Origin of the sequence: Polaromonas sp. DSP2-3-2b2 (genome assembly GCF_049895905.1) — a bacterium.
Classification (GTDB): domain Bacteria; phylum Pseudomonadota; class Gammaproteobacteria; order Burkholderiales; family Burkholderiaceae_C; genus Polaromonas.
On record NZ_JAFCTH010000018.1, the window covers coordinates 1 to 25521 of the forward strand.

Annotated in this window: 21 protein-coding genes and 1 tRNA gene; 10 read left to right on the top strand and 12 right to left on the bottom strand. The window is 63.1% G+C overall.

From position 1 onward, the window contains the following. The first annotated feature begins 360 nt into the window (after positions 1 to 360). Both ACP7AD_RS14110 and murI read left to right on the top strand, forming a co-directional pair. Positions 361 to 1911, top strand: a complete 1551-nt coding sequence (locus tag ACP7AD_RS14110) for a fumarate hydratase (protein ID WP_426148431.1) — start codon at positions 361 to 363, stop codon at positions 1909 to 1911. A gap of 27 nt (positions 1912 to 1938) precedes the next feature. After that, positions 1939 to 2748 (top strand): glutamate racemase, encoded by an 810-nt coding sequence (gene murI / locus ACP7AD_RS14115; RefSeq protein ID WP_426148429.1) that lies wholly within the window; start codon positions 1939 to 1941, stop codon positions 2746 to 2748. A 93-nt stretch (positions 2749 to 2841) separates the two neighbouring features. Here the strand turns inward: murI and ACP7AD_RS14120 are convergent, their stop codons facing one another. The 3 genes from ACP7AD_RS14120 to ACP7AD_RS14130 are packed head-to-tail and all read right to left on the bottom strand — an operon-like array spanning position 2842 to position 8785. After that, positions 2842 to 4308 carry an efflux transporter outer membrane subunit gene (locus ACP7AD_RS14120; RefSeq protein WP_426148428.1) on the bottom strand — a complete coding sequence of 489 codons (1467 nt, stop codon included), beginning with the start codon at positions 4306 to 4308 and terminating at the stop codon, positions 2842 to 2844. 10 nt (positions 4309 to 4318) lie between these two features. Then, positions 4319 to 7474, bottom strand: a complete 3156-nt coding sequence (locus ACP7AD_RS14125) for an efflux RND transporter permease subunit (RefSeq protein ID WP_426148427.1) — start codon at positions 7472 to 7474, stop codon at positions 4319 to 4321. 12 nt (positions 7475 to 7486) lie between these two features. Next, complete coding sequence (locus ACP7AD_RS14130) at positions 7487 to 8785, bottom strand: efflux RND transporter periplasmic adaptor subunit (protein WP_426148426.1); 1299 nt, start codon at positions 8783 to 8785, stop codon at positions 7487 to 7489. Positions 8786 to 8958: 173 nt separating this feature from the next. On the opposite strand from ACP7AD_RS14130, the gene ACP7AD_RS14135 reads away from it, so the two are divergent. Beyond that, positions 8959 to 9600, top strand: a complete 642-nt coding sequence (locus tag ACP7AD_RS14135; protein WP_426148425.1) for a TetR family transcriptional regulator — start codon at positions 8959 to 8961, stop codon at positions 9598 to 9600. Between the two features lie 70 nt (positions 9601 to 9670). Here ACP7AD_RS14135 and ACP7AD_RS14140 read toward each other — a convergent pair. The 6 genes from ACP7AD_RS14140 to cysS all read right to left on the bottom strand — a co-directional run bounded on the left by ACP7AD_RS14140 (position 9671) and on the right by cysS (position 15366). Next, a tRNA-Ser gene (locus ACP7AD_RS14140) sits at positions 9671 to 9763 on the bottom strand. A 36-nt stretch (positions 9764 to 9799) separates the two neighbouring features. After that, entirely contained in the window at positions 9800 to 11068 is a 1269-nt protein-coding gene (locus ACP7AD_RS14145) for an aspartate kinase (RefSeq protein WP_426148424.1), read from the bottom strand. 131 nt (positions 11069 to 11199) lie between these two features. After that, positions 11200 to 12195: a tRNA lysidine(34) synthetase TilS gene (gene tilS / locus ACP7AD_RS14150; RefSeq protein WP_426148423.1), complete on the bottom strand. Its 996-nt coding sequence runs from the start codon at positions 12193 to 12195 to the stop codon at positions 11200 to 11202. Positions 12196 to 12199: 4 nt separating this feature from the next. Further along, the gene (locus tag ACP7AD_RS14155) at positions 12200 to 13180 is read right to left on the bottom strand and encodes an acetyl-CoA carboxylase carboxyltransferase subunit alpha (RefSeq protein WP_426148421.1); all 981 of its coding nucleotides are present in this window, start codon (positions 13178 to 13180) and stop codon (positions 12200 to 12202) included. A 28-nt stretch (positions 13181 to 13208) separates the two neighbouring features. Beyond that, positions 13209 to 13913, bottom strand: coding sequence for a DNA-3-methyladenine glycosylase family protein (locus tag ACP7AD_RS14160; RefSeq protein WP_426148420.1), 705 nt, complete (start codon positions 13911 to 13913; stop codon positions 13209 to 13211). Between the two features lie 61 nt (positions 13914 to 13974). After that, complete coding sequence (gene cysS / locus ACP7AD_RS14165; protein ID WP_426148419.1) at positions 13975 to 15366, bottom strand: cysteine--tRNA ligase; 1392 nt, start codon at positions 15364 to 15366, stop codon at positions 13975 to 13977. A gap of 282 nt (positions 15367 to 15648) precedes the next feature. Between cysS and ACP7AD_RS14170 the strand changes: the two genes are divergently transcribed. The 7 genes from ACP7AD_RS14170 to ACP7AD_RS14200 all read left to right on the top strand — a co-directional run bounded on the left by ACP7AD_RS14170 (position 15649) and on the right by ACP7AD_RS14200 (position 22562). Next, the gene (locus ACP7AD_RS14170) at positions 15649 to 16215 is read left to right on the top strand and encodes a tetratricopeptide repeat protein (RefSeq protein WP_426148418.1); all 567 of its coding nucleotides are present in this window, start codon (positions 15649 to 15651) and stop codon (positions 16213 to 16215) included. Between the two features lie 33 nt (positions 16216 to 16248). Beyond that, positions 16249 to 16857, top strand: a complete 609-nt coding sequence (locus tag ACP7AD_RS14175) for a peptidylprolyl isomerase (RefSeq protein ID WP_426148417.1) — start codon at positions 16249 to 16251, stop codon at positions 16855 to 16857. 23 nt (positions 16858 to 16880) lie between these two features. Beyond that, positions 16881 to 17390 carry a peptidylprolyl isomerase gene (locus tag ACP7AD_RS14180; RefSeq protein WP_426148416.1) on the top strand — a complete coding sequence of 170 codons (510 nt, stop codon included), beginning with the start codon at positions 16881 to 16883 and terminating at the stop codon, positions 17388 to 17390. 44 nt (positions 17391 to 17434) lie between these two features. Beyond that, positions 17435 to 18238, top strand: coding sequence for a UDP-2,3-diacylglucosamine diphosphatase (locus tag ACP7AD_RS14185; RefSeq protein WP_426148415.1), 804 nt, complete (start codon positions 17435 to 17437; stop codon positions 18236 to 18238). A gap of 10 nt (positions 18239 to 18248) precedes the next feature. Then, positions 18249 to 19028: a zinc-dependent peptidase gene (locus ACP7AD_RS14190; RefSeq protein ID WP_426148414.1), complete on the top strand. Its 780-nt coding sequence runs from the start codon at positions 18249 to 18251 to the stop codon at positions 19026 to 19028. 214 nt (positions 19029 to 19242) lie between these two features. Then, complete coding sequence (gene mgtA, locus ACP7AD_RS14195) at positions 19243 to 21978, top strand: magnesium-translocating P-type ATPase (protein WP_426148413.1); 2736 nt, start codon at positions 19243 to 19245, stop codon at positions 21976 to 21978. A 125-nt stretch (positions 21979 to 22103) separates the two neighbouring features. Next, positions 22104 to 22562, top strand: a complete 459-nt coding sequence (locus ACP7AD_RS14200; RefSeq protein WP_426148412.1) for a cytochrome b — start codon at positions 22104 to 22106, stop codon at positions 22560 to 22562. A gap of 115 nt (positions 22563 to 22677) precedes the next feature. Here the strand turns inward: ACP7AD_RS14200 and ACP7AD_RS14205 are convergent, their stop codons facing one another. The 3 genes from ACP7AD_RS14205 to ACP7AD_RS14215 all read right to left on the bottom strand — a co-directional run bounded on the left by ACP7AD_RS14205 (position 22678) and on the right by ACP7AD_RS14215 (position 25362). Beyond that, on the bottom strand, positions 22678 to 23187 hold the full coding sequence (locus tag ACP7AD_RS14205; protein ID WP_426148411.1) for a glycosyltransferase family 2 protein: 510 nt from the start codon (positions 23185 to 23187) through the stop codon (positions 22678 to 22680). Between the two features lie 48 nt (positions 23188 to 23235). Beyond that, positions 23236 to 23619 carry a glycosyltransferase family 2 protein gene (locus tag ACP7AD_RS14210; RefSeq protein ID WP_426148410.1) on the bottom strand — a complete coding sequence of 128 codons (384 nt, stop codon included), beginning with the start codon at positions 23617 to 23619 and terminating at the stop codon, positions 23236 to 23238. Positions 23620 to 23835: 216 nt separating this feature from the next. Beyond that, complete coding sequence (locus tag ACP7AD_RS14215; RefSeq protein WP_426148409.1) at positions 23836 to 25362, bottom strand: DNA methyltransferase; 1527 nt, start codon at positions 25360 to 25362, stop codon at positions 23836 to 23838. Positions 25363 to 25521 lie beyond the last annotated feature (159 nt).

The window sequence follows — 25521 nt, forward strand, 5'->3', positions numbered from 1 at the left end:
ACCGGGGCAGCGCCGTCCAGCTGCGAGTGGAATCGAGTGCAACTTAAACTGAGTTCAAATTTGTCTTGACTCAGGGGCCCACCTTAGTCGGCATAGCGGTAAGCAAAAATATCGGTAAGCATGTCTCGATTATTACCGTTGAGCTACTAACGACAAGTCATTGCCGCCTCAGATCACAAGGTTCAATAGGATCAATCTATTTGTTGGGTACTTGTGCGCAGATTTTGTGCAGTTCGCAGCCCCGTACCGGAGGAGCGAGCAGCTTTTACAGCGTCCCTGTAGCGTGCTTTTAACGTTGTAAGAGCGTGCTCAGCACTGTGCGGGATAATTGGCTATCCCCCTGCCACTCTGACAAAAGCCATGACCACCATCAAACAAGCCGACCTCATCGAATCCGTTGCCGCCGCCCTGCAATTCATCAGCTATTACCACCCGGCCGACTACATCGCCCACCTCGCCCGCGCCTACGAGCGCGAGCAAAGCCCGGCCGCCAAGGACGCGATTGCGCAAATCCTGACCAACAGCAAGATGAGCGCGACCGGCCACCGCCCGATCTGCCAGGATACCGGCATCGTCAACGTGTTCCTGAAGGTCGGCATGGACGTGCGCTGGGACGGCTTCACCGGCAGCCTTGACGACGCCATCAACGAAGGCGTGCGCCAAGGCTACAACCACCCGGACAACACGCTGCGCGCGTCTGTCGTGGCCGATCCGCAGTTCGACCGCAAGAACACCAAAGACAACACGCCGGCCGTGATCTTCACCGAGATCGTTCCCGGCAACACGGTGGAAGTCACGGTCGCAGCCAAGGGCGGCGGCTCCGAGAACAAATCCAAAATGGTCATGCTCAACCCCGGCGACTCGGTGGTCGATTGGGTCCTGAAAACCGTTCCCACCATGGGCGCTGGCTGGTGCCCGCCCGGCATGCTCGGCATTGGCATCGGTGGCACCGCCGAAAAAGCCGTGCTGATGGCCAAGGAAAGCCTGATGGACGACCTGGACATGTACGAACTGCAGGCCAAATCAGCCGCCGGCGAAGCGCTGACCAAGGTCGAGGCGCTGCGCCTGGAACTGTTCGAGAAGGTCAACGCCCTGGGCATTGGCGCGCAGGGCCTGGGCGGCCTGACCACCGTGCTCGACGTCAAGATCAAGATGTACCCGACGCACGCGGCCAGCAAGCCGGTCGCCATGATTCCGAACTGCGCCGCCACGCGCCACGCGCATTTCGTGATGGACGGCAGCGGTCCGGTCTACCTGACGCCGCCGTCGCTCGACACCTGGCCCGACGTGAACTGGACGCCCGACTACGTCAAGAGCAAGAAGGTCGACCTCAACACCTTAACGAAGGAAGAAGTCGCCAGCTGGACGCCGGGCCAGACCCTGCTGCTCAACGGCAAGATGCTCACCGGCCGCGACGCCGCGCACAAGCGCATTGCCGACATGCTGGCCAAGGGCGAAAAACTGCCGGTCGATTTCACCAACCGCGTGATCTACTACGTCGGCCCGGTCGATCCGGTCAAGGGCGAAGCGGTCGGCCCCGCCGGCCCGACGACGGCCACGCGCATGGACGGTTTCACCGAAATGATGCTGGCGCAGACCGGCCTGATCTCGATGGTCGGCAAGGCCGAGCGCGGCCCGGTGGCGATTGAAGCCATCAAGAAGCACAAGAGCGCTTATTTGATGGCGGTCGGTGGCGCCGCTTACCTGGTGTCCAAGGCCATCAAGCATGCGGAAGTCGTCGGTTTTGCCGACCTGGGCATGGAAGCGATCTATGAATTCGACGTGGTCGACATGCCCGTCACCGTGGCGGTCGATTCGGGTGGCACCAGCGCCCACATCACCGGCCCGGCGCTGTGGCAGGAACGTATTGCCACCGGCGAGTTCAAGAACATTGCGGTCACCAACGCCTGATTACCCGCACCGGGTGAGCCGCCGTTGATGGACCGCGCCATCGGCGTGTTCGACAGCGGCATCGGCGGCCTGAGCGTGCTGAAGGCGCTGCGGGCCGACATGCCGCACGAGGACTTTATCTACATCGCTGACAGTGGCCATGCGCCCTATGGCGAGCAGGGCGCGGCGCATGTGCTGGCCCGCTCGCGCGCCATCGTTCAATATTTAGTCAGCCAGAACGTCAAGGCGCTGGTGATGGCCTGCAACACGGCCACGGCCGCCGCGATTGCACTGCTGCGCGCCGAGCATCCGGGGCTGGCGCTGATCGGCGTCGAACCGGCGCTTAAACCCGCCGTGGCACTGAGCCGGACCGGGCGCATCGGCGTGATGGCGACGCGCGGCACGCTGGCCAGCGGCAAGTTCCAGACGCTGCTGGCCACGCAAGCTGCCAACGCCACGTTCGTCCTGCAACCCTGCGACGGCCTGGCCCATGCCATCGAGGCCAGCGCCAGCACCGGCGACGCTACTAAAATAATAGCGCTTTGCGCACACTACATAAGCGCCATGGGCCAATTTGGCACTGAAACCGGGAAAATCGACACGCTGGTGCTCGGCTGCACGCATTACCCGCTGGCCAGTGAGCACCTGCGCGCACTGGTCGGCACGCAAGTGCAGTTCATCGACAACGGCGAAGCGGTGGCGCGCCAGACCCGGCGGCTGCTGCCCGACGCCTTGATGGCGGCGAACGCGCCGCCCGGACGGGTCAGCCTGTTCGCCACCAGCCAGACGCACGTGCTGCAAGCGGCGGCGCAGCGCTGGCTGGGTTTGTCGGCGCCGGTCGGTTTACTATCGTTTTAATAGCTTTTCGCGCACGCCCGGCGTGCGCAAACAGCCTAAAACATCACTTTTTTATTCGCCATGCGCCACTGGCGGAAATGAAAGCCTGGCAGCTTACGGTCTGGGCGCAAGCGCTGCATTCGCCAACGGAACCGCCGCGCCGGGCTCTTTCCAACCGCCGCCCAGCACTTTGTACAGCGTGACCTGGCTTTGCAGCTGCGCCAGCCGGGTCTGGACCACGGCCTGCTGCGCGGTGAACAGCGAACGCTGCGCGTCGAGCAGGTCGAGCTGGCTGGCAATACCGCTCTGGTAGCGCAAGTTGGACAGCCGGTAGCGAACGCCTTCGGCACTGGCCTGGGCTTGGCTAGCCCGCAACTGCTCGCCCAGCGTGGCGCGGCCGGCGAGTGCATCGGCCACTTCGCGAAACGCTGTCTGGATGGATTTTTCGTACTGCGCCACGGCAATGTCGCGCCCGACCTTGGCCGATTCCAGACCGGCACGGTTGCGGCCTGCGTCAAAAATCGGCAGGAACAACTGGGGAGCCAGCGTCCAGCCAAAGCTGCCGCTCTGGAACAGGTCGCCCAGGTGCGAACTGGCGCTGCCGGCGCTGGCGGTGAGCGAAATCCTCGGGAAAAACGCCGCCCGCGCCGCGCCGATATTGGCGTTGGACGCCAGCAGCAACTGTTCGGCCTGGCGCACGTCGGGGCGGCGCGTCAGCAAGTCGGACGGCAGGCCGGCCGGCACGTCGGCCATCACCGGCATGTCGGCCAAGCCCTTGCCGGCCGGCAGGGCCACGGCCAGCTCGCCGGTGGCCGGCTGGCCCAGCAGCAGGACCAGCGCGTTCTGGTCAAGCGCGCGCTGGCGCGTCAGCTGCGCCAGCGACACGCGCGCCGCTTCAATCAGCGACTCGGCCTGGCGAACGTCGAGTTCCGAACTCACGCCATTGTCAAAACGCAGCTTGCTCAAGCGAAACGAGTCCTCGCGCGTGGCCAGCGTCTGCCGGGTGATACCGATCAGTTCCTCGTCGGCCAGCAGGCTGAGGTAGGTGTTCGCCACGGCCGCAACCAGGCTGATCTGGGTGGTCTTGCGTCCTTCCTCGGTGGCCAGGTACTGGCTCAGTGCGGCTTCCTTCAGGCTGGCGACGCGGCCGAAAAAGTCAAACTCGTACGATGTCATTGCCAGACCGGCGGTATAGACGCTGGTGATGCTGTCGTTGCTGCCAGGCTGGCGCGAACCGGTCGCGGCAGCGCCCACCGTCGGAAACTGGTCCGCCCGGCGAATCTGGAACTGCGCCCGCGCCTGCTCGATGTTGAGCACGGCGATGCGCAGGTCGCGGTTGTTGCGAAGCGACGCGTCGATCAGCTGGCGCAGCCGGGGGTCGCTGAAAAAGCCCTGCCACTCGATGTCGGCGGCGGCCATGGCGTTGGCCGTCGTTGCGGGCCCCGCAGCCGTGGCGCTCAGCGCGGGCCAGTCGATGGCGATGGGCGCGGCCGGACGCTCGTAGGTCGGGATCATCGAGCAGCCGGCCAGCAGCAATGCGGCGCTCACGGCCAGGCGTTGGAAAAGTCTTGTCTGGTTCATGTTCTGGCTTTCATTCATGGCCGCCGACCCCTGCCGACTTGGCATGCTCTGCGTAAACTTGCTGCTGCCGTGCGCTGCCCTTGAAAAAGCCGCGCACCACGACAAAGAAAATCGGCACGAAAATCACGGCAAGCACGGTGCCGGTGATCATGCCGCCAATCACGCCGGTACCGATGGCCCGCTGGCTCGCCGAGCTGGCGCCGGTGGCAATCGCCAGCGGCAGCACGCCCAGCATGAAGGCGAACGAGGTCATGATGATGGGCCGGAACCGCAGATGCGCCGCCGTCAGCGCCGACTCGATCACGCCCTTGCCCTGCGCCTGCAGATCCTTGGCGAACTCGATGATCAAAATCGCGTTCTTTGCCGACAGGCCGATGATGGTGATCAAGCCCACCTGGAAATACACGTCATTCGCATACCCCCGGAACAGGGTCGCCAACAGCACGCCGACCACGCCCAGCGGCACGACCAGAATCACCGCCAGCGGAATCGACCAGCTCTCGTAGAGCGCGGCCAGGCACAGGAACACTGCCAGGATCGCAAAGCCGTACAGGATCATGGCCTGCGAGCCGGCGAGCTTTTCCTCGCGCGACTGGCCGCTCCATTCGAAACCGAAGCCCTGCGGCAGCTGGGCCGCCATCTTTTCCATCTCGGCCATGGCCGCGCCCGTGCTGTAACCCGGCGCGGCGGCGCCGCTGATGCGCATGGCCGGATAGCCGTTGTAGCGCACCGTCTGCATTGCCCCCTTGACCCAGCGCGTGGTGGCAAAGGCCGACAACGGCACCGATTCGCCCCGGCTGTTGCTGGCATTGATCTGCAGCAGGTCGTCGGGCTGCATGCGCGCCGGCGCGTCAGCCTGCACCACGACACGCTGCAGCCGGCCCTGGTTCGGGAAGTCATTCACATAGCTTGAACCAAGCGAGGTGGACAGGGCGGTGTTGATGGCATCAAAGCTCACGCCCAAGGCATTGGCCTTGTCGCGGTCGATGTCGAGCTGCAGCTGCGGCGCGTCTTCCAGGCCATCGGGCCGCACCTGCGCCAGCACCGGGTTCTTGCCGGCCATGCCAAGCAGCTGGTTGCGGGCGGCCAAGAGCGCATCGCCACCCGCGCCGGAGCGGTCCTGCAGGCGGAAGGTAAAGCCGCTGGCAGAACCGAGTTCAGGAATCGGCGGCGGGCTCAGCGGAAACACGAACGCATCGCGAATGCTTGAAAACGCGCCAAACGCCCGTCCGGCCAGCGCATCGGCCTGCTGGCCTTTTTCCTTGCGCTCATCCCAGTCCTTGAGCGTGACGAAGGCGAGTCCGGCATTTTGTCCCTGCCCGGAAAAGCTGAAGCCCAGCACGCCGACCATGCCCTCGACCTCGGGCTGCTTGAGCATGAAGCCTTCGACCTGCTCCATCACGGCGCGGGTGCGCTCCACCGTGGCGCCGGGCGGCAGCTGCACGTTGACCAGCAGCGTGCCCTGGTCCTCGGCCGGCAGGAAGGAGGTCGGCAGGCGCGTGTAGACCAACGCCACGACGCCGATGATCGCCGCATAAATGATCAGGTAGCGGCCGGCGCGCTTGAGCAGGCGCGCGACCAGGCTTTCATAGCCCTTGGCGGTGCGCGAAAAGCCCCGGTTGAACCAGCCGAAGAAGCCGGTCTTTTCATGGTGGTGACCCGCTTCGACCGGCTTGAGCAGCGTGGCGCACAGCGCCGGCGTGAGCGACAGCGCCAGGAAGGCAGAAAAGCCGATCGACGCGACCATGACGGCCGAGAACTGGCGGTAGATGTTGCCCACCGAGCCGGCAAAGAACGCCAGCGGCACGAACACCGAGATCAGCACGACGGTCACGCCGATGATGGCGCCCGAGATCTGGCCCATCGCCTTGCGCGTGGCTTCAAGGGGCGGCAAGCCTTCCTCGCTCATGATGCGCTCGACGTTCTCGACCACGACGATCGCATCATCGACCACGATGCCGATCACCAGCACCATGCCGAACATCGTCAGCACGTTGATCGAAAAGCCCAGCGCCAGCAGCGTGGCAAAGGTGCCCAGCAGGGCGATCGGCACGACGATGGTCGGTATGACGGTGTAGCGCCAGTTCTGCAGGAACAAGAACATCACCAGGAACACCAGCACCACCGCCTCGACCAGCGTAGTGGCCACCTGCCGGATCGAGATGCTGACGAAGCGCGAACTGTCGTAGGGAATCGAATAGTTCACGCCCTGGGGAAAGTAGGGCTTGAGCTGCTCCATCTTGGCCCGCACGGCCTTGGCGGCGTCAAGCGCATTGCCGCCCGCCGCCAACTGCAGGCCGATGCCGGTGGCCGGCTTGCCGTTCAGGCGCGCCGAGGTGGCATAGGCCTGCGCACCCAACTCGATACGGGCCACGTCCTTGAGCCGCACGGTCGAGCCCTGGGTCGTGGCGCGCAGCACGATGTCGCCGAACTGCTCGACGCTGGAGAGCTGGCCATTGACCACCACCGTGGCGGCAATGCCCTGCCCGGCCACATTGGGCAGGTCGCCAATCGTGCCGGAGGCGATCTGGGCGTTTTGTGCCCGGATGGCGTTGGTCACGTCAAGCGATGACAGCGCAAAGCCCGCCATCTTGGCCGGGTCGATCCAGATGCGCATGGCGCGCTCGGTGCCAAACAACTGGGCCTGACCGATGCCGCTCAAGCGCTGGAGTTCGGGAATCACGTTGCGCGACGCGTAGTCGCCCAGCGCCACCGGGTCAATCGCCGGATTGCTAGACGACAGCATGGTGAACAGCAGGAAGTTCGAGCGCGACTTGTCGACCCGAACGCCTTGCTGCGTCACGGCCTGCGGCAGGCGCGGCGAGGCACGCGACAGCCGGTTTTGCACATCGACCTGTGCCAGGTCGGGATTGGTGCCGGTCTCGAAGGTCAGCGTCAGCGTGCCGCTGCCGTTGGCCTGGGACAAGGACTCCATGTAGATCAGGCCGGGCGAGCCGTTCATCTCGCGCTCGATCACACTCAGCACGCTGTCTTCCAGCGTCTTGGCGGAAGCACCGGGGTAGCTGGCGCTGACCACAATGGAAGGCGGCGCCACCGGCGGGTACTGGGCAATCGGCAACTGCGTGACAGCAACAGTGCCAAGCACCAGGATGAACAGGGCGATCACCCACGCGAAGATGGGTCGGTCAATAAAAAACTTGGCCATGGGGTAGGCTCCTTATTTCGCTGCCGCTGAGGCAGCGGGCGCTGATGAGCTGGCGCTGACCGGTGCCGAAGCAGCTGCAGCTGACGCCGCAGCGGCGGGGGCAGCGGAAGTTGCCCCCGCCGGCTGCCATGGCACGGCCTTGACCGGCGTTCCGGGCGGCATCATCTGCAGCTTCTGAAAGCCATCGACCATCACCTGCTCGCCGGCTTTCAGGCCTTCGAGCACCACCCATTGCGTGCCTTTGGCCGAACCGACCTTGATCTGGCGCGGTGCAACCTTGCCGTCGCCGCCCACCACCATGACGGTGTCGCCCTGCGCCGTGCGCGTGACGGCCTGCTGCGGCAAGGTAATCGCATTGCTGGCCTGGGCCTGTTCCAGCCGCACCCGCACATAGAGCCCCGGCAGCAACAGCCCGCCGGCGTTGGGAACTTCGGCCCGCAGGGTGATCTGGCCGGTGGTGGCATCAACCGTCAGGTCTGAAAACAGCAATTTGCCTGGCTGCTCATATTCGGTGCCGTCTTCCAGCATGATGCGAACACTGGCCGCATCGGCGCCGCTGGCCCGCTTGAACTGGCCGCCGGCCAAGGCAGAGCGCAGCTTCATGACCTCGGAGGCCGACTGCGTGAAGTTCACATACATCGGGTTGATCTGCTGGATGACGGCGAGCTGTGTGGCGTCGCCCTGCCCCACCAGCGCGCCTTCGGTCACCAGCGAGCGGCCAATGCGGCCTGAAATCGGCGCCGTCACCGAGGCATAGCCCAGCGTGATGTTGGCGGTCTGCACGTTGGCCTTGCCGACGGCGACATCGGCTGCAGCCTGTTTTTGCGCAGCGACGGCATTAGCGTATTCCTGCTTGCTGATGGCATTGGCCTCGACCAGCGGCTTGTAGCGCTCGGCAAGCGCCGTTGCCTGCGCCAGGTTGGCTTCGGCGCGTGCTTGGCCGGCGCGGGCGCTGGCGGCGGCGGCGGCGTATGGGGCGGCGTCTATCGTGAACAGCGGCTGACCGGCCTTCACGTCGCTGCCCTCGCGGAACAGGCGCTTTTGCAAAATACCGGCGGCACGCGCACGGACCTGCGCCACGCGTGACGCTTCCAGACGGCCGGGCAATTCGGTCACCAGGCCGACGTCGCCCGGCGTGACCGTGACGACCCCCACCTGGGGCGGCGGAGGCGCTGCACCCGCACCGGGAGCCGGCGCATTGCCCTTGCCGCATCCAGCCAGAAACAAAGAAAGTACGGCCACCAGCACCAGTGGTTGATGACGCGCAAATCTGGCGGGTAAAAAAGAAGGGGCAACGCTGAGCGTGGGCATATCTGTTCCTCGGATTTTTAGGGAAAAGGCGAAAAAGTGGTGCGATCCCGGCAAGAACAAAACAAATTCGCCGAAAACGAAAAATCTAATAGTAAGGATTAACGAGTGCTATAGTTTACATACGTTTTTGAATGTATGTAAAAGCCAATTGAAATCGATTTCAGGAGATGTCCATGGCCCGTCGAACCAAAGAGGAAGCGCTCGAAACGCGCAACAGACTGCTTGACTCAGCGGAAGGCCTGTTTCAGTCCCAAGGCGTTTCACGCACCACGCTGCAGGACATTGCCCTTCAAGCAGGTGCCACACGCGGTGCTGTCTATTGGCACTTCAAGGACAAGGCCGACCTGTTCGACGCCATGATGGAGCGGGTCACGCTGCCCCTGGAAAGCTACTTCAGCCACGAACAGAGCCCGGAGGAAACCAGCAGCAATACCGGCACCCAGGCGCTCATGCACACGCGAAGCGCGATCCTGAAAGCGCTCCATCAGATCGTGAACGACCCGCAGACACGCCGCGTTCTCGAAATCGCCACGCAAAAGGTGGAATACATGGAAGGCATCCGAAACATTCGCCTTCGGCACCTGACCGCGTGCAATGGTTTTTTGTGCCGGGTAACGCAAGGTCTGGACACGGCCGCGCGACAGGAAAACCTGACGCTGCCTGTGCCCAGCGCCCTGGCCGCACGAGGATTGCATGCCTTGATTGATGGCTTGATACAAAACTGGCTGCTCGACCCGCAAGCCTTTGACTTGGTGCAAGCCGGTCAAAGCACAATGGACATCTACTTTAAAGGCCTGGGATTCATCATTGGGTAGCAAAGCCACGGGCTCGTAGGAAAAATGGACCAAAAAAAACGCGCAACCTGTAAAGATTGCGCGTTAAATTTGGCGGAAACGGAGGGATTCGAACCCTCGATGAGGCTCTACACCCCATACTCCCTTAGCAGGGGAGCACCTTCGGCCACTCGGTCACGTTTCCAATAGCAAGATTATCGCACGACTTTCAGAGACGGTTTCAGGCGACGGGCTGGTCCAGGTCAAAAGCCTTGTGCAGCGCACGCACGGCGAGTTCCATGTATTTCTCGTCGATCACGACCGAGGTCTTGATTTCGCTGGTCGAGATCATCTGGATGTTGATGCCCTCTTCTGCCAGCACGCCGAACATCTTGCTGGCAATGCCGACATGGCTGCGCATGCCGATGCCGACGATGCTGACCTTGCAGATCTTGGCGTCGCCGGTGACTTCCTGCGCGCCGAGCGCGGGCACCACCCTGGACTTGAGCAGATCCAGCGTCTTGGCAAAGTCGTTGCGGTGCACGGTGAAGCTGAAGTCGGTCCTGCCGTCCTTGCTGATGTTCTGGATGATCACATCGACTTCGATGTTGGCCTCGGCCACGGCGCCCAGGATCTGGTAGGCAATGCCCGGGGTGTCAGGCACACCGAGCACCGAGATTTTGGCTTCGTCGCGGTTGAATGCGATGCCCGATACGATGGCTTGTTCCATTTTTTCGTCTTCCTCAAAACTGATCAATGTGCCTGATTTGGCTTCTTCGTCGATGTTGATGTCCCAGTCGGTGAAGCTGGACAGCACCCGCAGCGGCACCTTGTACTTGCCGGCGAACTCGACCGAGCGGATCTGCAGAACTTTCGAGCCCATCGATGCCATTTCCAGCATTTCCTCAAAGCTCACGGTCTGCAGGCGGCGCGCCTCGGGCACGACGCGCGGGTCGGTGGTGTACACCCCATCGACATCGGTATAGATCAGGCATTCGTGCGCCTTGAGCGCGGCGGCAATTGCCACGGCCGAGGTATCTGAGCCGCCCCGACCCAGCGTGGTGACGTTGCCGCCCTCGTCCATGCCCTGGAAACCTGTGATGATGACGACCTTGCCAGCATCCAGGTCGGCGCGCACTTTTTCGTCGTCTATCGACTCGATGCGCGCCTTGGTGTAGGCATTGTTGGTCTTGATGGTGACCTGCCAGCCGGCATAGCTCACCGCCTGCATGCCCTCGGCCTGCAGGGCAATGGCCAGCAGCGCACTGGAAGCCTGCTCGCCGGTGGCGGCCAATGCGTCGAGTTCGCGGCCGTAGGCTTCATCGGATTTCGCGGGTGCCAGTTCCTTGGCCAGGCCGAGCAGGCGGTTGGTTTCGCCGCTCATGGCGCTGGGAACCACGACCATCTGGTGGCCGGCGCGTGCCCACTTGGCAACGCGTTTGGCAACATTGCGAATGCGCTCGGTCGAGCCCATCGAGGTGCCGCCGTATTTGTGAACGATCAAAGCCATGGCGGTTGGGTCAATCAGGAGTTGGTGGTGAAGTTGTTTTACCCTGCCGGCGCCCCGGGAAACAGCTTTCGAAAAAGCCCGCCTTCCAGCTCGGCAGCAAAGCCTTCAATTATAGCCAGCGCAATTTGCGTTCAGCACCCTGTCGGGTCGGCAGCGTAGTGCAGGCTGCCGCCCTGCCGCGTGACATGGCCCGTCGCCACCTTGAGATGAATCCGGTGGCCGCGCGTGGTGCAGGCGGCGACCTGGTGCAGCAATTGATCCAGTTGCGCCGCGCTCGGCGTGGCCTGTTGCAGCAGCAGCCAATGGCGCAGCAGATTGGCCTGGCGGGCTGGCGAAAAACCTTGCAAGGCCTTGATGGCGGGCGGATTGCCGGCGGCGGCCAGGTCCTGCGCGGCGACTTCCACCAGCACCGCCTGCGCCTGCGCGGCATGGCGCGCACTGCGCGCGAACGTGGCGCGGAATTGCGGAAACGCCTGCGCCAGCGCGGGCAGCAAGCGTGCCCGGATGCGGTTGCGCGTGTAGCGTTCGTCGGTGTTGGTCGGGTCGTCTACAAATTCAATGGGCTGGCGCACCAGCCATTCGCGCAGGACGGCGGAAGGAATCTGCAGCAGCGGCCGGTAAAACACCATGCCGCCGCGCTCGAACCGCGCCGGCATGGCCGAAAGACCCGGCAGGCCGGCGCCCCGGCTCAATGCCAGCAGCAGGGTTTCGACCTGGTCGTCGGCATGCTGGCCAAGCAGCAAACCGCGCATGCCGCGCGCCGCCGCCGAAGCCGCCAGCGCCGCATAGCGCACGCGCCGCGCCGCGTCTTCAGGGCTTTCGCCGGGCGCATGGCGGGCATCGATCGGAATGACATGCAGAACCAGGTCAATCTGTTGGCAGACCGATTCGCAAACCCGGACAAACGCATCGGCAGCCGCCTGAAGCCCATGGTGGACATGAAAGGCCTCGACCTGGCCCGGCCAGCGCTCGCTCGCTGCCAGCAGCAAGGCGGTCGAGTCGGCGCCGCCGCTGTAGGCCACGCCCAGAGGCAAAGGAGGATCAGCAGGAAAAAGGGCGTCAATGCCCGCCCGTGCCGGGTTCACCTGTTTTTCAAGGCGCGCCGCGCCTGGCGGCGGCACGTGCAAGAGACTATTTTCCGGCGTCGGCTTTGGTATCGGTGAAGCGGCCATAGCTTTGCAGCCGGTCATAGCGCCGGTTGAGCAGTTCCTTGACCGGCAGGTCACTGACCTGGCGGAAGGCATCGTTGAGCGCGCGCTTTAAAAAAGCCGACATCTGCTTCGGGTCGCGGTGCGCGCCGCCGACCGGTTCGTTGACGATCTTGTCGATGACGCCCAGCGCCTTGAGCCGGTGCGCGGTGATGCCCAGCGCTTCGGCCGCATCCTGCGCCTTTTCGGACGTTTTCCAGAGAATCGAGGCACAGCCTTCGGGGCTGATGACCGAGTAGATCGAATACTGCAGCATCACCACCTGGTCGCCGACCGAAATCGCCAGCGCGCCGCCGGAGCCGCCCTCGCCGATGATGGTGGTGATGATGGGAACTTCGAGCTGCGCCATTTCAAAGATGTTGCGGCCGATGGCCTCGGACTGGCCGCGCTCCTCGGCCTCGATGCCGGGATAGGCGCCGGGCGTGTCGACAAAGGTGAACACCGGCAGCCTGAATTTTTCTGCCGTCTTCATCAGGCGCAGCGCCTTGCGGTAGCCCTCGGGCTTGCTCATGCCGAAGTTGCGCAGGCCACGTTCCTTGGTGTCGCGCCCCTTCTGGTGGCCCAGCACCATGCAGGCATTGCCGTTGAAGCGCGCCAGGCCGCCGACGATGCTCAGGTCGTCGGCAAAATGCCGGTCGCCGTGCAGTTCAACAAAGTCGGTGAAGATGTCGCGGATGTAGTCCAGCGTGTAGGGCCGCTCGGCATGGCGGGCAATCTTGGTGATCTGCCAGGGCGTCAGGACGCTGTAGATGTCTTTGGTGAGCTGCTGGCTCTTTTTGGCCAGCTGCTCGATTTCGTCCGAAATATCGACCGCCGACTCGGTTTGCACATAACGCAATTCTTCAATTTTTCCTTCAAGCTCCGCAATGGGCTGCTCGAAATCGAGAAAGGTCTTTTTTGCCATGGTAATCCTCGGACTTCTTAATTCTTGATCAGGCGCCGGGCACGATTTTAGGGTCCAGCGAACGCCAAATATACCAAGTCGCCACGCTGCAGTATGGCGCCCAGGCGGCGGCGACTTCGCGCGCATCGCTGCGGCTGACCGATTCGCCGGAAAAATAATTGTGGCTGATGCCGTTGATCAGCCCGACGTCATCGAGCGGCAGCACGTTGGGCCGCGTCAGGTAAAACATCAAAAACATCTCGGCCGTCCAGCGGCCGATGCCGCGAATTGCGATCAGCTCGGCAATGATGGTTTCATCGTCCATTGCCTGCCAGTCCTGCACATGGACTCGGCCGGCGTCGAAATGAATCGACAAATCTACCAGGTATTCGACCTTGCGCGCGCTCAGGCCGGCCGCGCGCATGTCGTCGATCTTCAGGCGCAGCACATGGGCCGGCGTCATCTCTAAGGGCAAGGCGGCAAAGCGGTGCCAGACGGTCTGCGCGGCCTTCACCGAAATTTGCTGGCCGACAATGCTACGCGCCAGCGTGCTGAACGCGTCGCCGCGCGACTGCAGGCAGGTGTTGCCAAACTGCGGAATCAGGCGTTTCATGACCCGGTCCTTCTTGACCAGATGCTTGCAGGCGTCCTGCCAGTAAGGCGGCACGACGATGGCCGGCTCGGGCGCGCCGGCCTTGTCGGTCAGCTCGATGGGCGCCGGGCTGGCGGTTTCGGCAATTACTATGTTTTTCATAGCTGCTCACGCCCGCTAGACGTGCGCAAAATGGCTGAAAGGCTTGAAAATACTGAATGTTTCACGATTTCACCTCCCAGGTCGTTCCTTGGGGCGAGTCCTTGAGCACGATGCCCTGGTCCAGCAGTTCGGTGCGGATGCGGTCTGCCGCTGCAAAGTCCCGGGCCTTCTTGGCATCGGCGCGTTGAATGATCTGGGCCTGGATGCTGGCGTCGTCCAGCCTGGAGCCGGCCTGCAGGTAGGCCGAAGGCTCGCCTTGCAGCAAGCCCAGGCAGGCGCCCAGGCTTTTCAGCAGCCCGGCCAGTTGCGCAGAACCGGTCCGGTTCACCTCGCCCGCCAGGTCGAACAGCACGGCCACGGCTTCGGGCGTGCCAAAGTCCTCATCCATCGCCGCCTTGAAGCGGGCGGCAAACGGGTCGGCCCAGTCAATCTCCACTTCAGCTGGTGCCACCAGGCCAAGCGCGGTGTACAGGCGCTTGAGCGAATTGCGCGCATCGTCCAGGTGCGCGTCGCTGTAGTTGAGCGCGCTGCGGTAGTGCGCGCGCAGGATGAAAAAGCGCACGGTTTCGGCGTCGTAATTGGCCAAAACCTCGCGAATGGTGAAGAAATTGCCCAGCGACTTGGACATCTTCTCGTTGTCCACACGCACGAAACCGTTGTGCATCCAGAAGCGCGCCAGCGGCTTGCCATTGGCGCCTTCACTCTGGGCAATCTCGTTTTCATGGTGCGGAAACTGCAGGTCGGCGCCGCCGCCGTGGATGTCGAAAGTCTCGCCCAGCGTGGCGCAGCTCATGGCCGAGCATTCGATGTGCCAGCCCGGCCGGCCCCGGCCGTAGTCGTGGCCGAGCGCGGCGCTGTCCCACTTGGCGTCCTCGGGTTCGCTTTCTTTCGCTGACTTCCACAGCACGAAGTCCAGCGGGTCGTCCTTGCCTTCGAGCACGGCCACGCGCTCGCCGGCGCGCAGCTCATCCAGCGACTTGCCCGACAGCTTGCCGTAGCCCGGAAACTTGCGCACCGCATAGTTCATGTCGCCGCTAGACCCCCGGTAGGCCAGGCCCTTGCCTTCCAGCGTGCTGATCATGGCGAGCATTTGCGGCACGTAGTCGGTCGCGCGCGGCTCCAGCGTGGGCGGCTCGATGTTTAGCGCGCCGATGTCCTGGTGCATGGCTTCGATCATCTCGTCGGTCAGCGCGCGGATGGTGATGCCGCGCTCGACGGCGCGCTTGATGATCTTGTCGTCGATATCGGTGATGTTGCGCACGTAGGTGACCTGGTAGCCGCTGACCTTGAGCCAGCGCTGCACCACGTCAAAGGCCATCATCATCCGCGCGTGGCCGATGTGGCACAGGTCGTAAATCGTCATTCCGCAAACATACATGCGGACCTGGCCGGGAACAAGAGGGGAAAAATCTTCTACGGCACGCGACAGCGTGTTGTAAATGCGAAGGCTCATGGAAATTGTCTGGATGCGTGGTCTGACGTTGAATTGCCAGGGGGGAGAAAAAAGGAAAAACCTGAATGTCCGGGCGCCACCGGCGGCGATGGCGCTGAAACGAAAGCAAAATTCTTCAGAAGAAACCGGGATGGAACAACAGGACAGGGAGGGTGACTATACCCCCTCGGCTAGAATTAATCAGTATATCGAGCCGGGCCTGGCGCCTGTCGCGACTCTGCAAATCCGGCCACCTCCCGTCTCGGCGTGGCCCCCTGTTTCCCCAAAAACAACGAGAGTCTTATGCCCACGCGAGCCGTCCTTTTTCGCCGTCCCCTGTCATTCCTGCCGGCCAGCCTGCTGCTGCTCGCGCTGTTTGGCGCGCCGGGAGTCCATGCCGACGAGTACACTGATGTCAACCGGCTGATCAGCGCCCGGCAGTTTCCCCAGGCCCTGGCCAGCGCCGACAAATACCTGGCAACCAAGCCGCGCGATCCGCAGATGCGTTTCCTAAAGGGTGTGATCCAGAGCGAGACCGCCTTGACCGCCGAAGCCATGGAAACCTTTGCCCAGCTCAACCGCGACTATCCCGAACTGCCCGAGCCCTACAACAACCTGGCCGTGCTGTATGCCGGCCTGGGCCAGTTCGACAAGGCCCGGGAATCGCTGGAAATGGCTATTCGCCTGAACCCGCGCTATGCCGTGGCCCACGAAAACCTGGGCGATGTGCATGCCCGGCTGGCCAGCCAGTCCTACAGCCGCGCGCTGCAGCTCAATGCGGCCAACGCCGCGCTGCCGCCCAAGCTGGCGCTGGTCAACCAGTTGCTGACACCCGCCGCCAAGGCTGCCGCACCGGCCAAGGCGCCTTGATTTCAATTCTTACCTTTTGAAAAGATCCACCCCATGAACATTCCAGGCACCGCTTTCACCCGCCGCAGCGCATCCCTCCTGCTGGCCGCCCTCGCCCTGAGCGCCGGCGTGGCCTTCGCGGCCGATCCCGCCGCGCCCAAGGTCAAGTTCGCCACCAGCGAAGGCGACTTCGTGGTCGAGGTCTATCCCGACAAGGCGCCCAAGACGGTCGAGAATTTTCTCCAGTACGTCAAGGACAAGCACTACGACGGCACGGTATTTCACCGCGTGATCAACAACTTCATGGTGCAGGGCGGCGGCTACGACAGCGCCTATGCCGAAAAGAAAACCCGCGCCCCGGTGGTGCATGAAGGCCGCGAGGCGCTGGCCAAGGGCGGCTCGAAAAACGTCGTCGGCACGCTGGCCATGGCCCGCACGAATGAGCCCAACTCCGCCTCGTCGCAGTTTTTCATCAACGTGAAAGACAATGACTTTTTGAACCCGAACGCCCTGGCCCCCGGCTACACCGTGTTCGGCAAGGTCACCAGCGGCATGGACGTGGTCAACAAGATCAAGTCCGTGCCCACCGGCAGCGGCGGCCCCTTCCCGTCGGACGTTCCTAAGACGCCCGTCGTGATCAAATCCGCAACCCTCGTCAACTAAACCCATCCTTAAAGGACACATCCATGAGCAACCCGAAAGTCGAACTGCACATTGCCAACTACGGCGTCATCACCCTGGAACTCGACGCTGAAAAAGCGCCCAAGTCGGTCGCCAACTTCCTGAACTATGTCAACAAGGGCCATTACGACGGCACCGTGTTCCACCGCGTGATTCCTGGCTTCATGGTCCAGGGCGGCGGCTTTGCCGTCGGCATGACGCAAAAGCCGACCGACGGCGAGATCGAGAACGAAGCCACCAACGGCCTGAAAAACGACATGTACACCGTCGCCATGGCCCGCACCAATGCGCCGCATTCGGCCAGTTCGCAGTTCTTCATCAACGTCGGCAACAACGGCTTTTTGAACCACACCGGCCAGAACGCGTCGGGCTGGGGTTATGCCGTGTTCGGCAAGGTTGTCTCGGGCACCGACGTGGTGGACAAGATTAAGGCCGTCAAGACCGGCCGCAAGGGCTTTCATGACGACGTGCCGGTTGAAGACGTCGTGATTGAAAAAGCCGCCGCGCTGGCCTGATTCGGCAGCCGGACTGAGCTTGTGTGAGCTTGATTGAGTCCGACATGCACCCTTTTTCGACCGTTCCTCCCCTGGCCGAGCTTGCTGCTCCGCCATCGTGGCGCACGGTCGATTTCATTTCCGACCTGCACCTAGATGCCGACGATCCCGCGACCTTCAGCGTGTGGCAACACTATCTGCAGAGCACGCCGGCCGATGCGGTGTTCATCCTCGGCGACCTGTTTGAAGTCTGGGTTGGCGACGATGCCGTCAGCGCCGACTTTCACACTCACCCGCAAACCAGTTTTGAAAACCGCTGCGCCAGCGTGCTGGCCCAGGCGGGGAGCCGGCTGGCGCTTTTCTTCATGCACGGCAACCGCGACTTCCTGGTCGGTCCGGCCCTCATGGACGCCTGCCACGCCACCTTGCTAGGCGACCCGACGGTACTGAGCTTTGCCGGCCAGCGCTGGCTGCTGTCGCATGGCGATGCGCTCTGCCTGGACGACACCGACTACATGGAATTCCGCCAGCAAGTGCGCAGCTCCGGCTGGCAGCGCTCTTTTCTGGCTAAGCCGCTGGCCGAACGCCAAGCCATGGCGCGCGAGATGCGCCGGCAAAGCGAGGCGCGCAAGCGCTCAGGCCTGGACTACGCCGACGTGGACCGTGACGCCGCCCGCCAGTGGCTACAGGCAGCGCAGGCCCCCACGCTGATCCACGGCCACACCCACAAGCCCGCGCTTCACGACCTGGGCAACGGCCTGTCGCGCGTGGTGCTGAGCGACTGGGACGCGCAGGCCAGCATGCCGCGCGCCGAGGTGCTGCGCCTGGACAGCAGCGGCCTGCGGCGCATCGCCCTGCCCTGCGCATGAGGCCGGCGCCATGCTGAACTGGCTGCAAAACCTGGCGGGCGCCCTGGGCCTGCCCGGCGCCCGGCCCAAGGCGATTCCCGAAGCGCTGTGGCAGTCCACGCTGCAGCATTACCCTTTCCTGGCGCGGCTTGCCGACGCAGACCGGCAGGCGCTTCGCCTGCTGGTGGGCCGGTTTTTGCTCAACAAGGAATTCACCGGCGCGCACGACCTGGAAGTGAGCGACGAAATGGCCGTGGCGATTGCCGCGCAGGCGTGTTTGCCGGTGCTGCGCCTGGGGCTGAGCTGGTATGACGACTTCACTGGCATCGTCGTGCATCCCGGCGCCATGCTGGCGCGGCGCAAGGCCATCGACCCCGCCGGCGTGGTGCACGACTACCGCGAAGCGCTGCTGGGCGAGGCGATGCACGGCGGCCCGGTCACGCTGAGCTGGCAGGACGTGGCCGCGTCGGGCGAATCGGCCGGGCGCGGCCACAACGTCGTGATCCACGAATTCGTCCACAAGATCGACATGAAGGACGGCGCGGCCGACGGCTGCCCGCCCCTGCCGTCCCGCGCCGCCGAGGCGCACTGGCAAGCGGTGATGCAGCCTGCCTACGACCGCTTTTGCGAGCAGGTTTCCATGGCCGAACGCTTTGGCGCCCAGCCGCCCTGGCTGGACGCCTATGGCGCCAGCGCGCCGGCCGAATTCTTTGCCGTCGCCTGCGAGGCTTACTTCGTCAACCGCGAACGCTTCACCCAAGACTTTGCCGACCTGACCGCGTTGTTTGACCGGTTTTTCAAGTCAAAATAGGCTTTTGCGCATACTGCGTATTCGCATGCTGCTATTGATTAAGTAGCAGAGCAGTATTTTATGCTGACCCGCCAGAACGACGGGGTAACCCGCGTCACCAGGTGTTTGTAACGCCCGCCCTTGCCGACACAAAAAGAGCGTAAATTCCGGCCACGTCCGGCAAGGGCGATGGCGGCAAGCACCGGCAGGCGGAAAAACAAAAACGGCAAAACCCATGAACCTCTTCAGTCAGCTTTTTGGGCGTTTCCTGGCCTCGCGCCACACCAGCCACCTGTTTCGCCGCCGGGTGATTTTCGAGTCGCTGCCGAAAGAACACCGCGCCGGGGCCGTGCCCGCCCCCTTGTCCCGCCAACTGGAGCAGCAAGCCCATGACGACCTGGCCAGCGTGCTGACGCAACTGGGCAGCCGCAAGGAAGGCCTGAGCGACGCCGAAGCCGACGCCATTCGCGCCCGGGTCGGCCCCAACGAGGTCGAGCACGAAAAACCGATGTCCTGGTGGCTGCACCTGTGGCTGAGCTACAAGAACCCGTTCAACCTGCTGCTGACCGTGCTGGCCGTTGTGTCGTTTGTCACCGAGGACCTTAAGGCGGCCATCGTGATCGGCAGCATGGTGGCGCTTTCCACACTGATCCGCTTTGTCCAGGAGCGGCGTTCCAACCAGGCCGCGCTGGCGCTGAAAGAGCTGGTCAGCAACCAGGCCACCGTGATCCGGCGTGGCAGCGCAGGCGCCAATGCACCCGCCGCGCCCGGCATGCCGCCTGCCGGCCAGGTCGAACTGGCGATCAGGCAGCTCGTGCCCGGCGACATCGTGCTGCTGTCGGCCGGCGACATGATTCCGGCCGATGGCCGCGTCATGAGCGCCAAGGACCTGTTTGTCAGCCAGTCGGCCATGACCGGCGAATCCCTGCCGGTCGAAAAATTTCCGGAGGCCGGAGCCAAGGCCGGCAGCGCGCTGGAAATGGCCAACCTGGTGTTCATGGGCACCAACGTGGTGTCGGGCTCGGCGACCGTTGTTGTGCTGGCCACCGGCAACCACACCTACTTCGGCACGCTGGCCACGCGTGTCACGGCCGCTGCGCCCGAGGTCAACGCCTTCCAGGCCGGCATCAACCAGGTCAGCTGGCTGCTGATCCGCTTTGCCCTGGTCATGGTGCCGATTGTTTTCCTGATCAACGGCTACACCAAGGGTGACTGGCCGGAAGCCTTCCTGTTCGCGCTGTCGGTGGCGGTCGGGCTCACGCCTGAAATGCTGCCGATGATCGTCACCTCCACGCTGGCCAAGGGCGCGGTGCTGCTGTCGCGCAGACAAGTCATCGTCAAGCGGCTCGACGCCATCCAGAACTTTGGCGCCATGAACGTGCTGTGTACCGACAAGACCGGCACGCTGACGCAGGACAAGATCGCCCTGGCGCGCCACACCGACGTGTTCGGCCACGAATCCGAGGAAGTGCTGGGCTTTGCCTACCTCAACAGCTACTACCAGACCGGCCTGAAAAACCTGCTCGACCACGCCGTGCTGGAGCATGTCGAGGTAAAAACAGAATTACAGCTGGCCGAGAACTACCAGAAGATCGACGAGATTCCGTTTGACTTCCAGCGCCGGCGCATGTCGGTCGTGGTGTCCGAGCGCAACCACCACCACGAACTGATCTGCAAGGGCGCGGTGGAAGAAGTCACCGCCATCTGCACGCAGGCGCGGGACGGCGACAACATCGTGGCGCTGGACGCCGCCATGCTCGAGCGCGTGCACCGCGTCACGCGCGAGCTGAACGAAAAAGGCCTGCGCGTGGTCGCCGTGGCGATGAAGGAAATCCCGCCCAGCCAGTCGGTGTATTCAGTGGCCGACGAGTCGGCGCTGACGCTGATGGGCTACATCGCCTTCCTCGATCCGCCCAAGGAATCGACCGCGCCGGCGCTCAAGGCGCTGGCGGCCCACGGCATCACCGTCAAGATACTGACCGGCGACAACGAACTGGTGACGTCCGAAGTCTGCCGCCAGGTCGGCCTTGGGGTGCAGGGCATTGTGCTCGGTCCGCAGATCGACGCCATGGACGACCCGGCGCTGGCCGCAGCAGTCGAGAAGCACACCATTTTTGCCAAGCTGTCGCCGATGAACAAGGAGCGCATCGTGCGCAGCCTGCGCGCCAACGGCCATGTGGTCGGCTTCATGGGCGACGGCATCAACGACGCGCCGGCGTTGCGGGCCGCCGACATCGGCATTTCGGTCGATACGGCGGTCGATATTGCCAAGGAAGCGGCCGACATCATTTTGCTTAAACGCAGCCTGATGGTGCTTGTAGAAGGCGTGATCGAAGGCCGCAAGACCTTCAGCAACATGCTGAAGTACATCCGCATGACGGCCAGCTCAAACTTTGGCAATGTGTTTTCGGTGCTGGTGGCCAGCGTGTTTCTGCCGTTTTTGCCTATGCTGCCGCTGCAGCTGCTGGTGCAAAACCTGTTGTATGACATGTCGCAAATCGCCATTCCGTTTGACAACGTCGATACCGACCTGGTCAGCCAGCCGCTGAAATGGAACCCGGACGACATTAGCCGCTTCATGGTGTATTTCGGGCCGATCAGCTCGATTTTCGACATCACCACGTTCGCGCTGATGTGGTTTGTGTTCAAGGCCAACGCCATCGCGTCGCAGACCCTGTTCCAGTCGGGCTGGTTCGTGGTCGGCCTGCTCACGCAAACGCTCATCGTTCACATGATCCGCACGCCCAAAATCCCGTTCATTGAAAGCCGCGCCGCCTGGCCGCTGCTGGGCATGACGCTGCTCATCATGGCCGCAGGCATTTTTCTGCCGATGGGCTCGCTGGCCAGCTACTTCAAGCTCCAGGCGCTGCCGCCGGCCTACTTTGGCTGGCTGGCCGCGATCTTGCTGGGCTATGCGCTGCTGACAACGCTGATGAAGCGCTACTACATCCGGCGCTTTGGCTGGCAATAGGCGGGGTGCTTGCCCAATTGGCCCTTAATCGTTTCTTAATCTTGCCGACCTAGGATAAACCCTTACGGGTTTGTGGCGCACGCGTCCGGCCTTTTGAAACCACCTCGTCCAGGAGCATTTACCCCATGCAGTCAAGCCCCTCCACTTCGCCGCCCAAACCGACCCCCTATGCGCCGCTGGCCATGCTGCTTCACTGGACGCTGGCCGTCCTGATCACCGGCATGGTCGCCTTGGGCTGGTACATGACGGAAATTGAAGACGATCCGGGCAGCGCCTGGTTCTTCAACCTGCACCAGTCCGTCGGACTGGTGATTGCCGGCCTGGTGCTGCTGCGCCTGGTCTGGCGGCTCGGGCACACGCCTGCACCGCTGCCGGCCAGCCTGCCGTCCTGGCAGGTCAACATGTCCAGGGCAACGCACGGGCTGCTGTACGCCGCCATGGTCGCCATGCCGGTGTTCGGCATCATTGGTTCGCTGCTGAGCGACAAAGGCATCGTGTTTTTTGGCACCGCCCTGCCCCGCGTGTTTGAAGCCAACCACGACCTGGCCGAAGCCTTTTTCGAGGCGCATTCGTTCACCACCTAGCTTCTGGTCGGGCTGGTGTCGGTGCATGTGCTGGCCGGGCTCAAGCACCTGCTGGTGGACAAGGACGGCGTTTTCCAGCGCATGTGGTTTGCGCGCTGACTCGCCTGCGCACTGCTTAGCCAGAGGCAATCTGGTCGGCCGCAGCCAGCGCCATTCCCTTTTTAGGCGACAGCGCCGGTTTCTGCAAAATCAGCTGCAGCTTGCCCGCAGCCCAGCCAAAACTCCAGATCCATTCGGCCAGCAAGGCCTGCCCCTGAGGCCGGCGCAAGACCCGCGACAGCGCTGCCCAGGCACCTGACGGCAGCGACCGGGCGATTGAAACCAGATGCCGGGGCAAACTGAGCCGGCCCATCGCCGTTCCATAGTGGTGGTGCAGCCGGGTGGTGTCGCGCCCCCAGTTTTGCCCTTGACGGAACCTGGCCATGAGCGCCGACTTTTCGCGGTAGTGCACCAGCGCTTCGGGTTCAAAATGCAGCGCGTAACCGGCCAGCTGCGCCCGCCAGCAATATTCCCCGTCATGCACGATGGGAAAATCAATATTGAGCGGACCCAGCTTTTCATAAATCGAGCGGCTCAGGCCAAAACCGCAGGCGCTGGCCGAGAAAAAATGCGGCGCCACAGGCATGCGGAAAAGCCCTGCCGACTGGTAGCCCTCGCCGTGCGGCGGATGAAGTCAGTCGGCGTTCAGCTTGCGGTGGTCCAGCCGCGCCAGCACGAAGTCGTGCGCCGTCAAGGCGCGGCCCATGGCGGCCAGCCAGCTAGGTGCGACTTCATCGTCGGCCTCGCAAAACACAAACGCATCGCCCGTGGCCGCCTGGATGCCCGTGTTGTAGGAATGCGGCACGCCCAGCCGGGGCGTGCCCGGCACATGCGCTTCGACGATTTGCAGCATGGGAAGCCGCGCCCGGTAGGACTCGACCATCGCCATGGAGCCGTCGGTCGAGCCGTTGTTGACAACGATCAACTCCCAGCCGCCCGGCCAGTGCTGCACCGTGAGCGCTTCAAGCTGCACGGCAAGCGTGGCCGCGCCGTTGAAGCATGGAAGGATGACGCTCAATTTCAGAACATTCGGGGCTGATCTGCTGTGCATGCTGTGGCGCTTGTGGTTGGGGTATTGCCTGAATTATTGAACCCCGACACGCTTCCAACAATGCGACCCGTTAGCCCGTTTGGCCTATTCCGGGGCAAGGCAAGGCGCACCCGATCACCTGAACATTGCCAGTCTTAAGCAAAAAAGTCAGTTTGCGCCCGCCCCGCTTGCGCAAGCAGCTATTTATTTGGTAGCGCCTTGCGCCTTGGCGCGCTGCAGGTTCAGCGCCAGCAGCCGCTTGAGAATTTCTTCATCCGCCATGTCGGCGCGGTAGTCAAGCCAGCCGTAGGCGGCGGCCACGGCGGCGTCGAGCGCCTGATGGGCGGCATTGAGCCACGCCGGACGCTGGTTGTAGAGCTTGGTCAGCGTGCGTTCGGCCAGCTCCTTTTCATGGCCGTTTTTCGGCACGATGCGGTCGGGGTACGGCGACGCGTCCATGCCCAGCGGAATCACCTCGGGCAGGCGCTGCGTCCATTCGGGCGGATTGAGCCAGTGTTCGCGCAGGTCGTTCAGGCGCTTGGCGGCGCGGGCGATGGCCGTGGCAGCAGTTTCCACGTCGCCGCAAAGACCCGCAGGAACGATGGCGGCATCACCGGCTTGCGCGCCCACTCTTGCTCCCTCGCCCTTTGGGAGAGGGCCGGGGTGAGGGCTGACCCCGACTTGCTCGGTTTTCTGATGCGCAGTGTCGGCGGGCGTCAAGCCTGCCGGGAAAGGGAAGGTTTCGAAGCAGGATTTGGCGTTATAGGTGGGATCATTGCCCACACCATGCATGGACGCCTGCGCCAGCGACCAGACTTCGTGGACGCGCGAACTCAATAGGCCGAAGGTCGTGTCGTCGGCGCGGGCGAAAACGTTCAGGCGAGTGTCCGGCAAAACCGTAGAGTCTAAAAAGCAGAAATAACGGTGTTTTGAGACGCGAACTGTGGCGACATAGCGGGAAAGGGAAGACATGGCAATGCGCATGGCTCCGCGCGAACGTTCGTGCAACCACCAGTTCTCAGGCAGCCTTGCCTTTACCCGTTCGGGTTTCACCAAGCGCAACACATGTTTAAAAGGCGCTTCATACAAAACAGCTTCAGATTCAGTTATCTCGGAGCCGAAATCAATAATCCAGATATCTGCGGGTCTCTTGGCAAGCCCCTGCCCGTTGCGCCAAGGCTTGACGACATCCGAATTGGGCCGCCCATGCGGGTTGGGCTGGTGCAACCACGAGCGCGCCAATTCACCCGCAATATCAAAGTCGCCGTATTTTTTGGTGCCTTCAAAGCTGGTGCCGGCATTTTCAGCCAGCGGCTGGGCCAGCGACATGTCGCTTTCAACCGAACCGCCCAGCTCTGCGGTAATTTGCTCGACCGGCTTACCGTTCAGGAAACAGCTTTCACCCTTGCCAAAACTGACCAGTGACACGCGAACAGCAGCGCCCTCGTTCACCCAGGCCTCGTCACTCCAGGCGTCAAAAATCCGGGTGTTTTTTCTGATCGCCTGAAGCACCGCGCGGTTGGAGTCGCTTCGGATGCTTTGCGTCGCCACAAAGCCCGCAGCGCCAAGATCATTGAGCGCAATGGCGGCGCGTGCTTTGTCAAACCAGTAGCAAACCAAATCCGCACCAGCGGGAACGCGCCCTTCAAATACGCTGGCCAGCGCCTCAAAATACCCATCGCCCAGTTCACGGCGCTTCTTGCTGCCGCCCAGAAACGGCGGATTCCCCATCACCACGCTGGCTTTCGGCCACTCGGCTTCGACCGGATGAAGTCGGGGTCCGCCCCCACCCCCGCCCTCCCCCAAAGGGGAGGGAGTTGATTCGCCGATGCGTCGGGGAGCAAGACCAGCAGCGCGTCGCGGCACTCGATGTGGTCGAGCGGCTCCAGC

Coding starts and splice junctions, on each gene's coding strand:
- ACP7AD_RS14190 (WP_426148414.1), top strand. CDS start 18,249: ATGCTGAACTGGCTGCAAAACCTGGCGGGCGCCCTGGGCCTGCCCGGC.
- murI (WP_426148429.1), top strand. CDS start 1,939: ATGGACCGCGCCATCGGCGTGTTCGACAGCGGCATCGGCGGCCTGAGC.
- ACP7AD_RS14155 (WP_426148421.1), bottom strand. CDS start 13,180: ATGGCAAAAAAGACCTTTCTCGATTTCGAGCAGCCCATTGCGGAGCTT.
- ACP7AD_RS14145 (WP_426148424.1), bottom strand. CDS start 11,068: ATGGCTTTGATCGTTCACAAATACGGCGGCACCTCGATGGGCTCGACC.
- ACP7AD_RS14120 (WP_426148428.1), bottom strand. CDS start 4,308: ATGAACCAGACAAGACTTTTCCAACGCCTGGCCGTGAGCGCCGCATTG.
- ACP7AD_RS14175 (WP_426148417.1), top strand. CDS start 16,249: ATGAACATTCCAGGCACCGCTTTCACCCGCCGCAGCGCATCCCTCCTG.
- ACP7AD_RS14185 (WP_426148415.1), top strand. CDS start 17,435: ATGCACCCTTTTTCGACCGTTCCTCCCCTGGCCGAGCTTGCTGCTCCG.
- ACP7AD_RS14130 (WP_426148426.1), bottom strand. CDS start 8,785: ATGCCCACGCTCAGCGTTGCCCCTTCTTTTTTACCCGCCAGATTTGCG.
- ACP7AD_RS14215 (WP_426148409.1), bottom strand. CDS start 25,362: ATGGGGAATCCGCCGTTTCTGGGCGGCAGCAAGAAGCGCCGTGAACTG.
- ACP7AD_RS14200 (WP_426148412.1), top strand. CDS start 22,104: ATGCAGTCAAGCCCCTCCACTTCGCCGCCCAAACCGACCCCCTATGCG.
- cysS (WP_426148419.1), bottom strand. CDS start 15,366: ATGAGCCTTCGCATTTACAACACGCTGTCGCGTGCCGTAGAAGATTTT.
- ACP7AD_RS14160 (WP_426148420.1), bottom strand. CDS start 13,913: ATGAAAAACATAGTAATTGCCGAAACCGCCAGCCCGGCGCCCATCGAG.
- ACP7AD_RS14180 (WP_426148416.1), top strand. CDS start 16,881: ATGAGCAACCCGAAAGTCGAACTGCACATTGCCAACTACGGCGTCATC.
- mgtA (WP_426148413.1), top strand. CDS start 19,243: ATGAACCTCTTCAGTCAGCTTTTTGGGCGTTTCCTGGCCTCGCGCCAC.
- ACP7AD_RS14125 (WP_426148427.1), bottom strand. CDS start 7,474: ATGGCCAAGTTTTTTATTGACCGACCCATCTTCGCGTGGGTGATCGCC.
- ACP7AD_RS14135 (WP_426148425.1), top strand. CDS start 8,959: ATGGCCCGTCGAACCAAAGAGGAAGCGCTCGAAACGCGCAACAGACTG.
- ACP7AD_RS14110 (WP_426148431.1), top strand. CDS start 361: ATGACCACCATCAAACAAGCCGACCTCATCGAATCCGTTGCCGCCGCC.
- ACP7AD_RS14170 (WP_426148418.1), top strand. CDS start 15,649: ATGCCCACGCGAGCCGTCCTTTTTCGCCGTCCCCTGTCATTCCTGCCG.
- ACP7AD_RS14205 (WP_426148411.1), bottom strand. CDS start 23,187: ATGCCTGTGGCGCCGCATTTTTTCTCGGCCAGCGCCTGCGGTTTTGGC.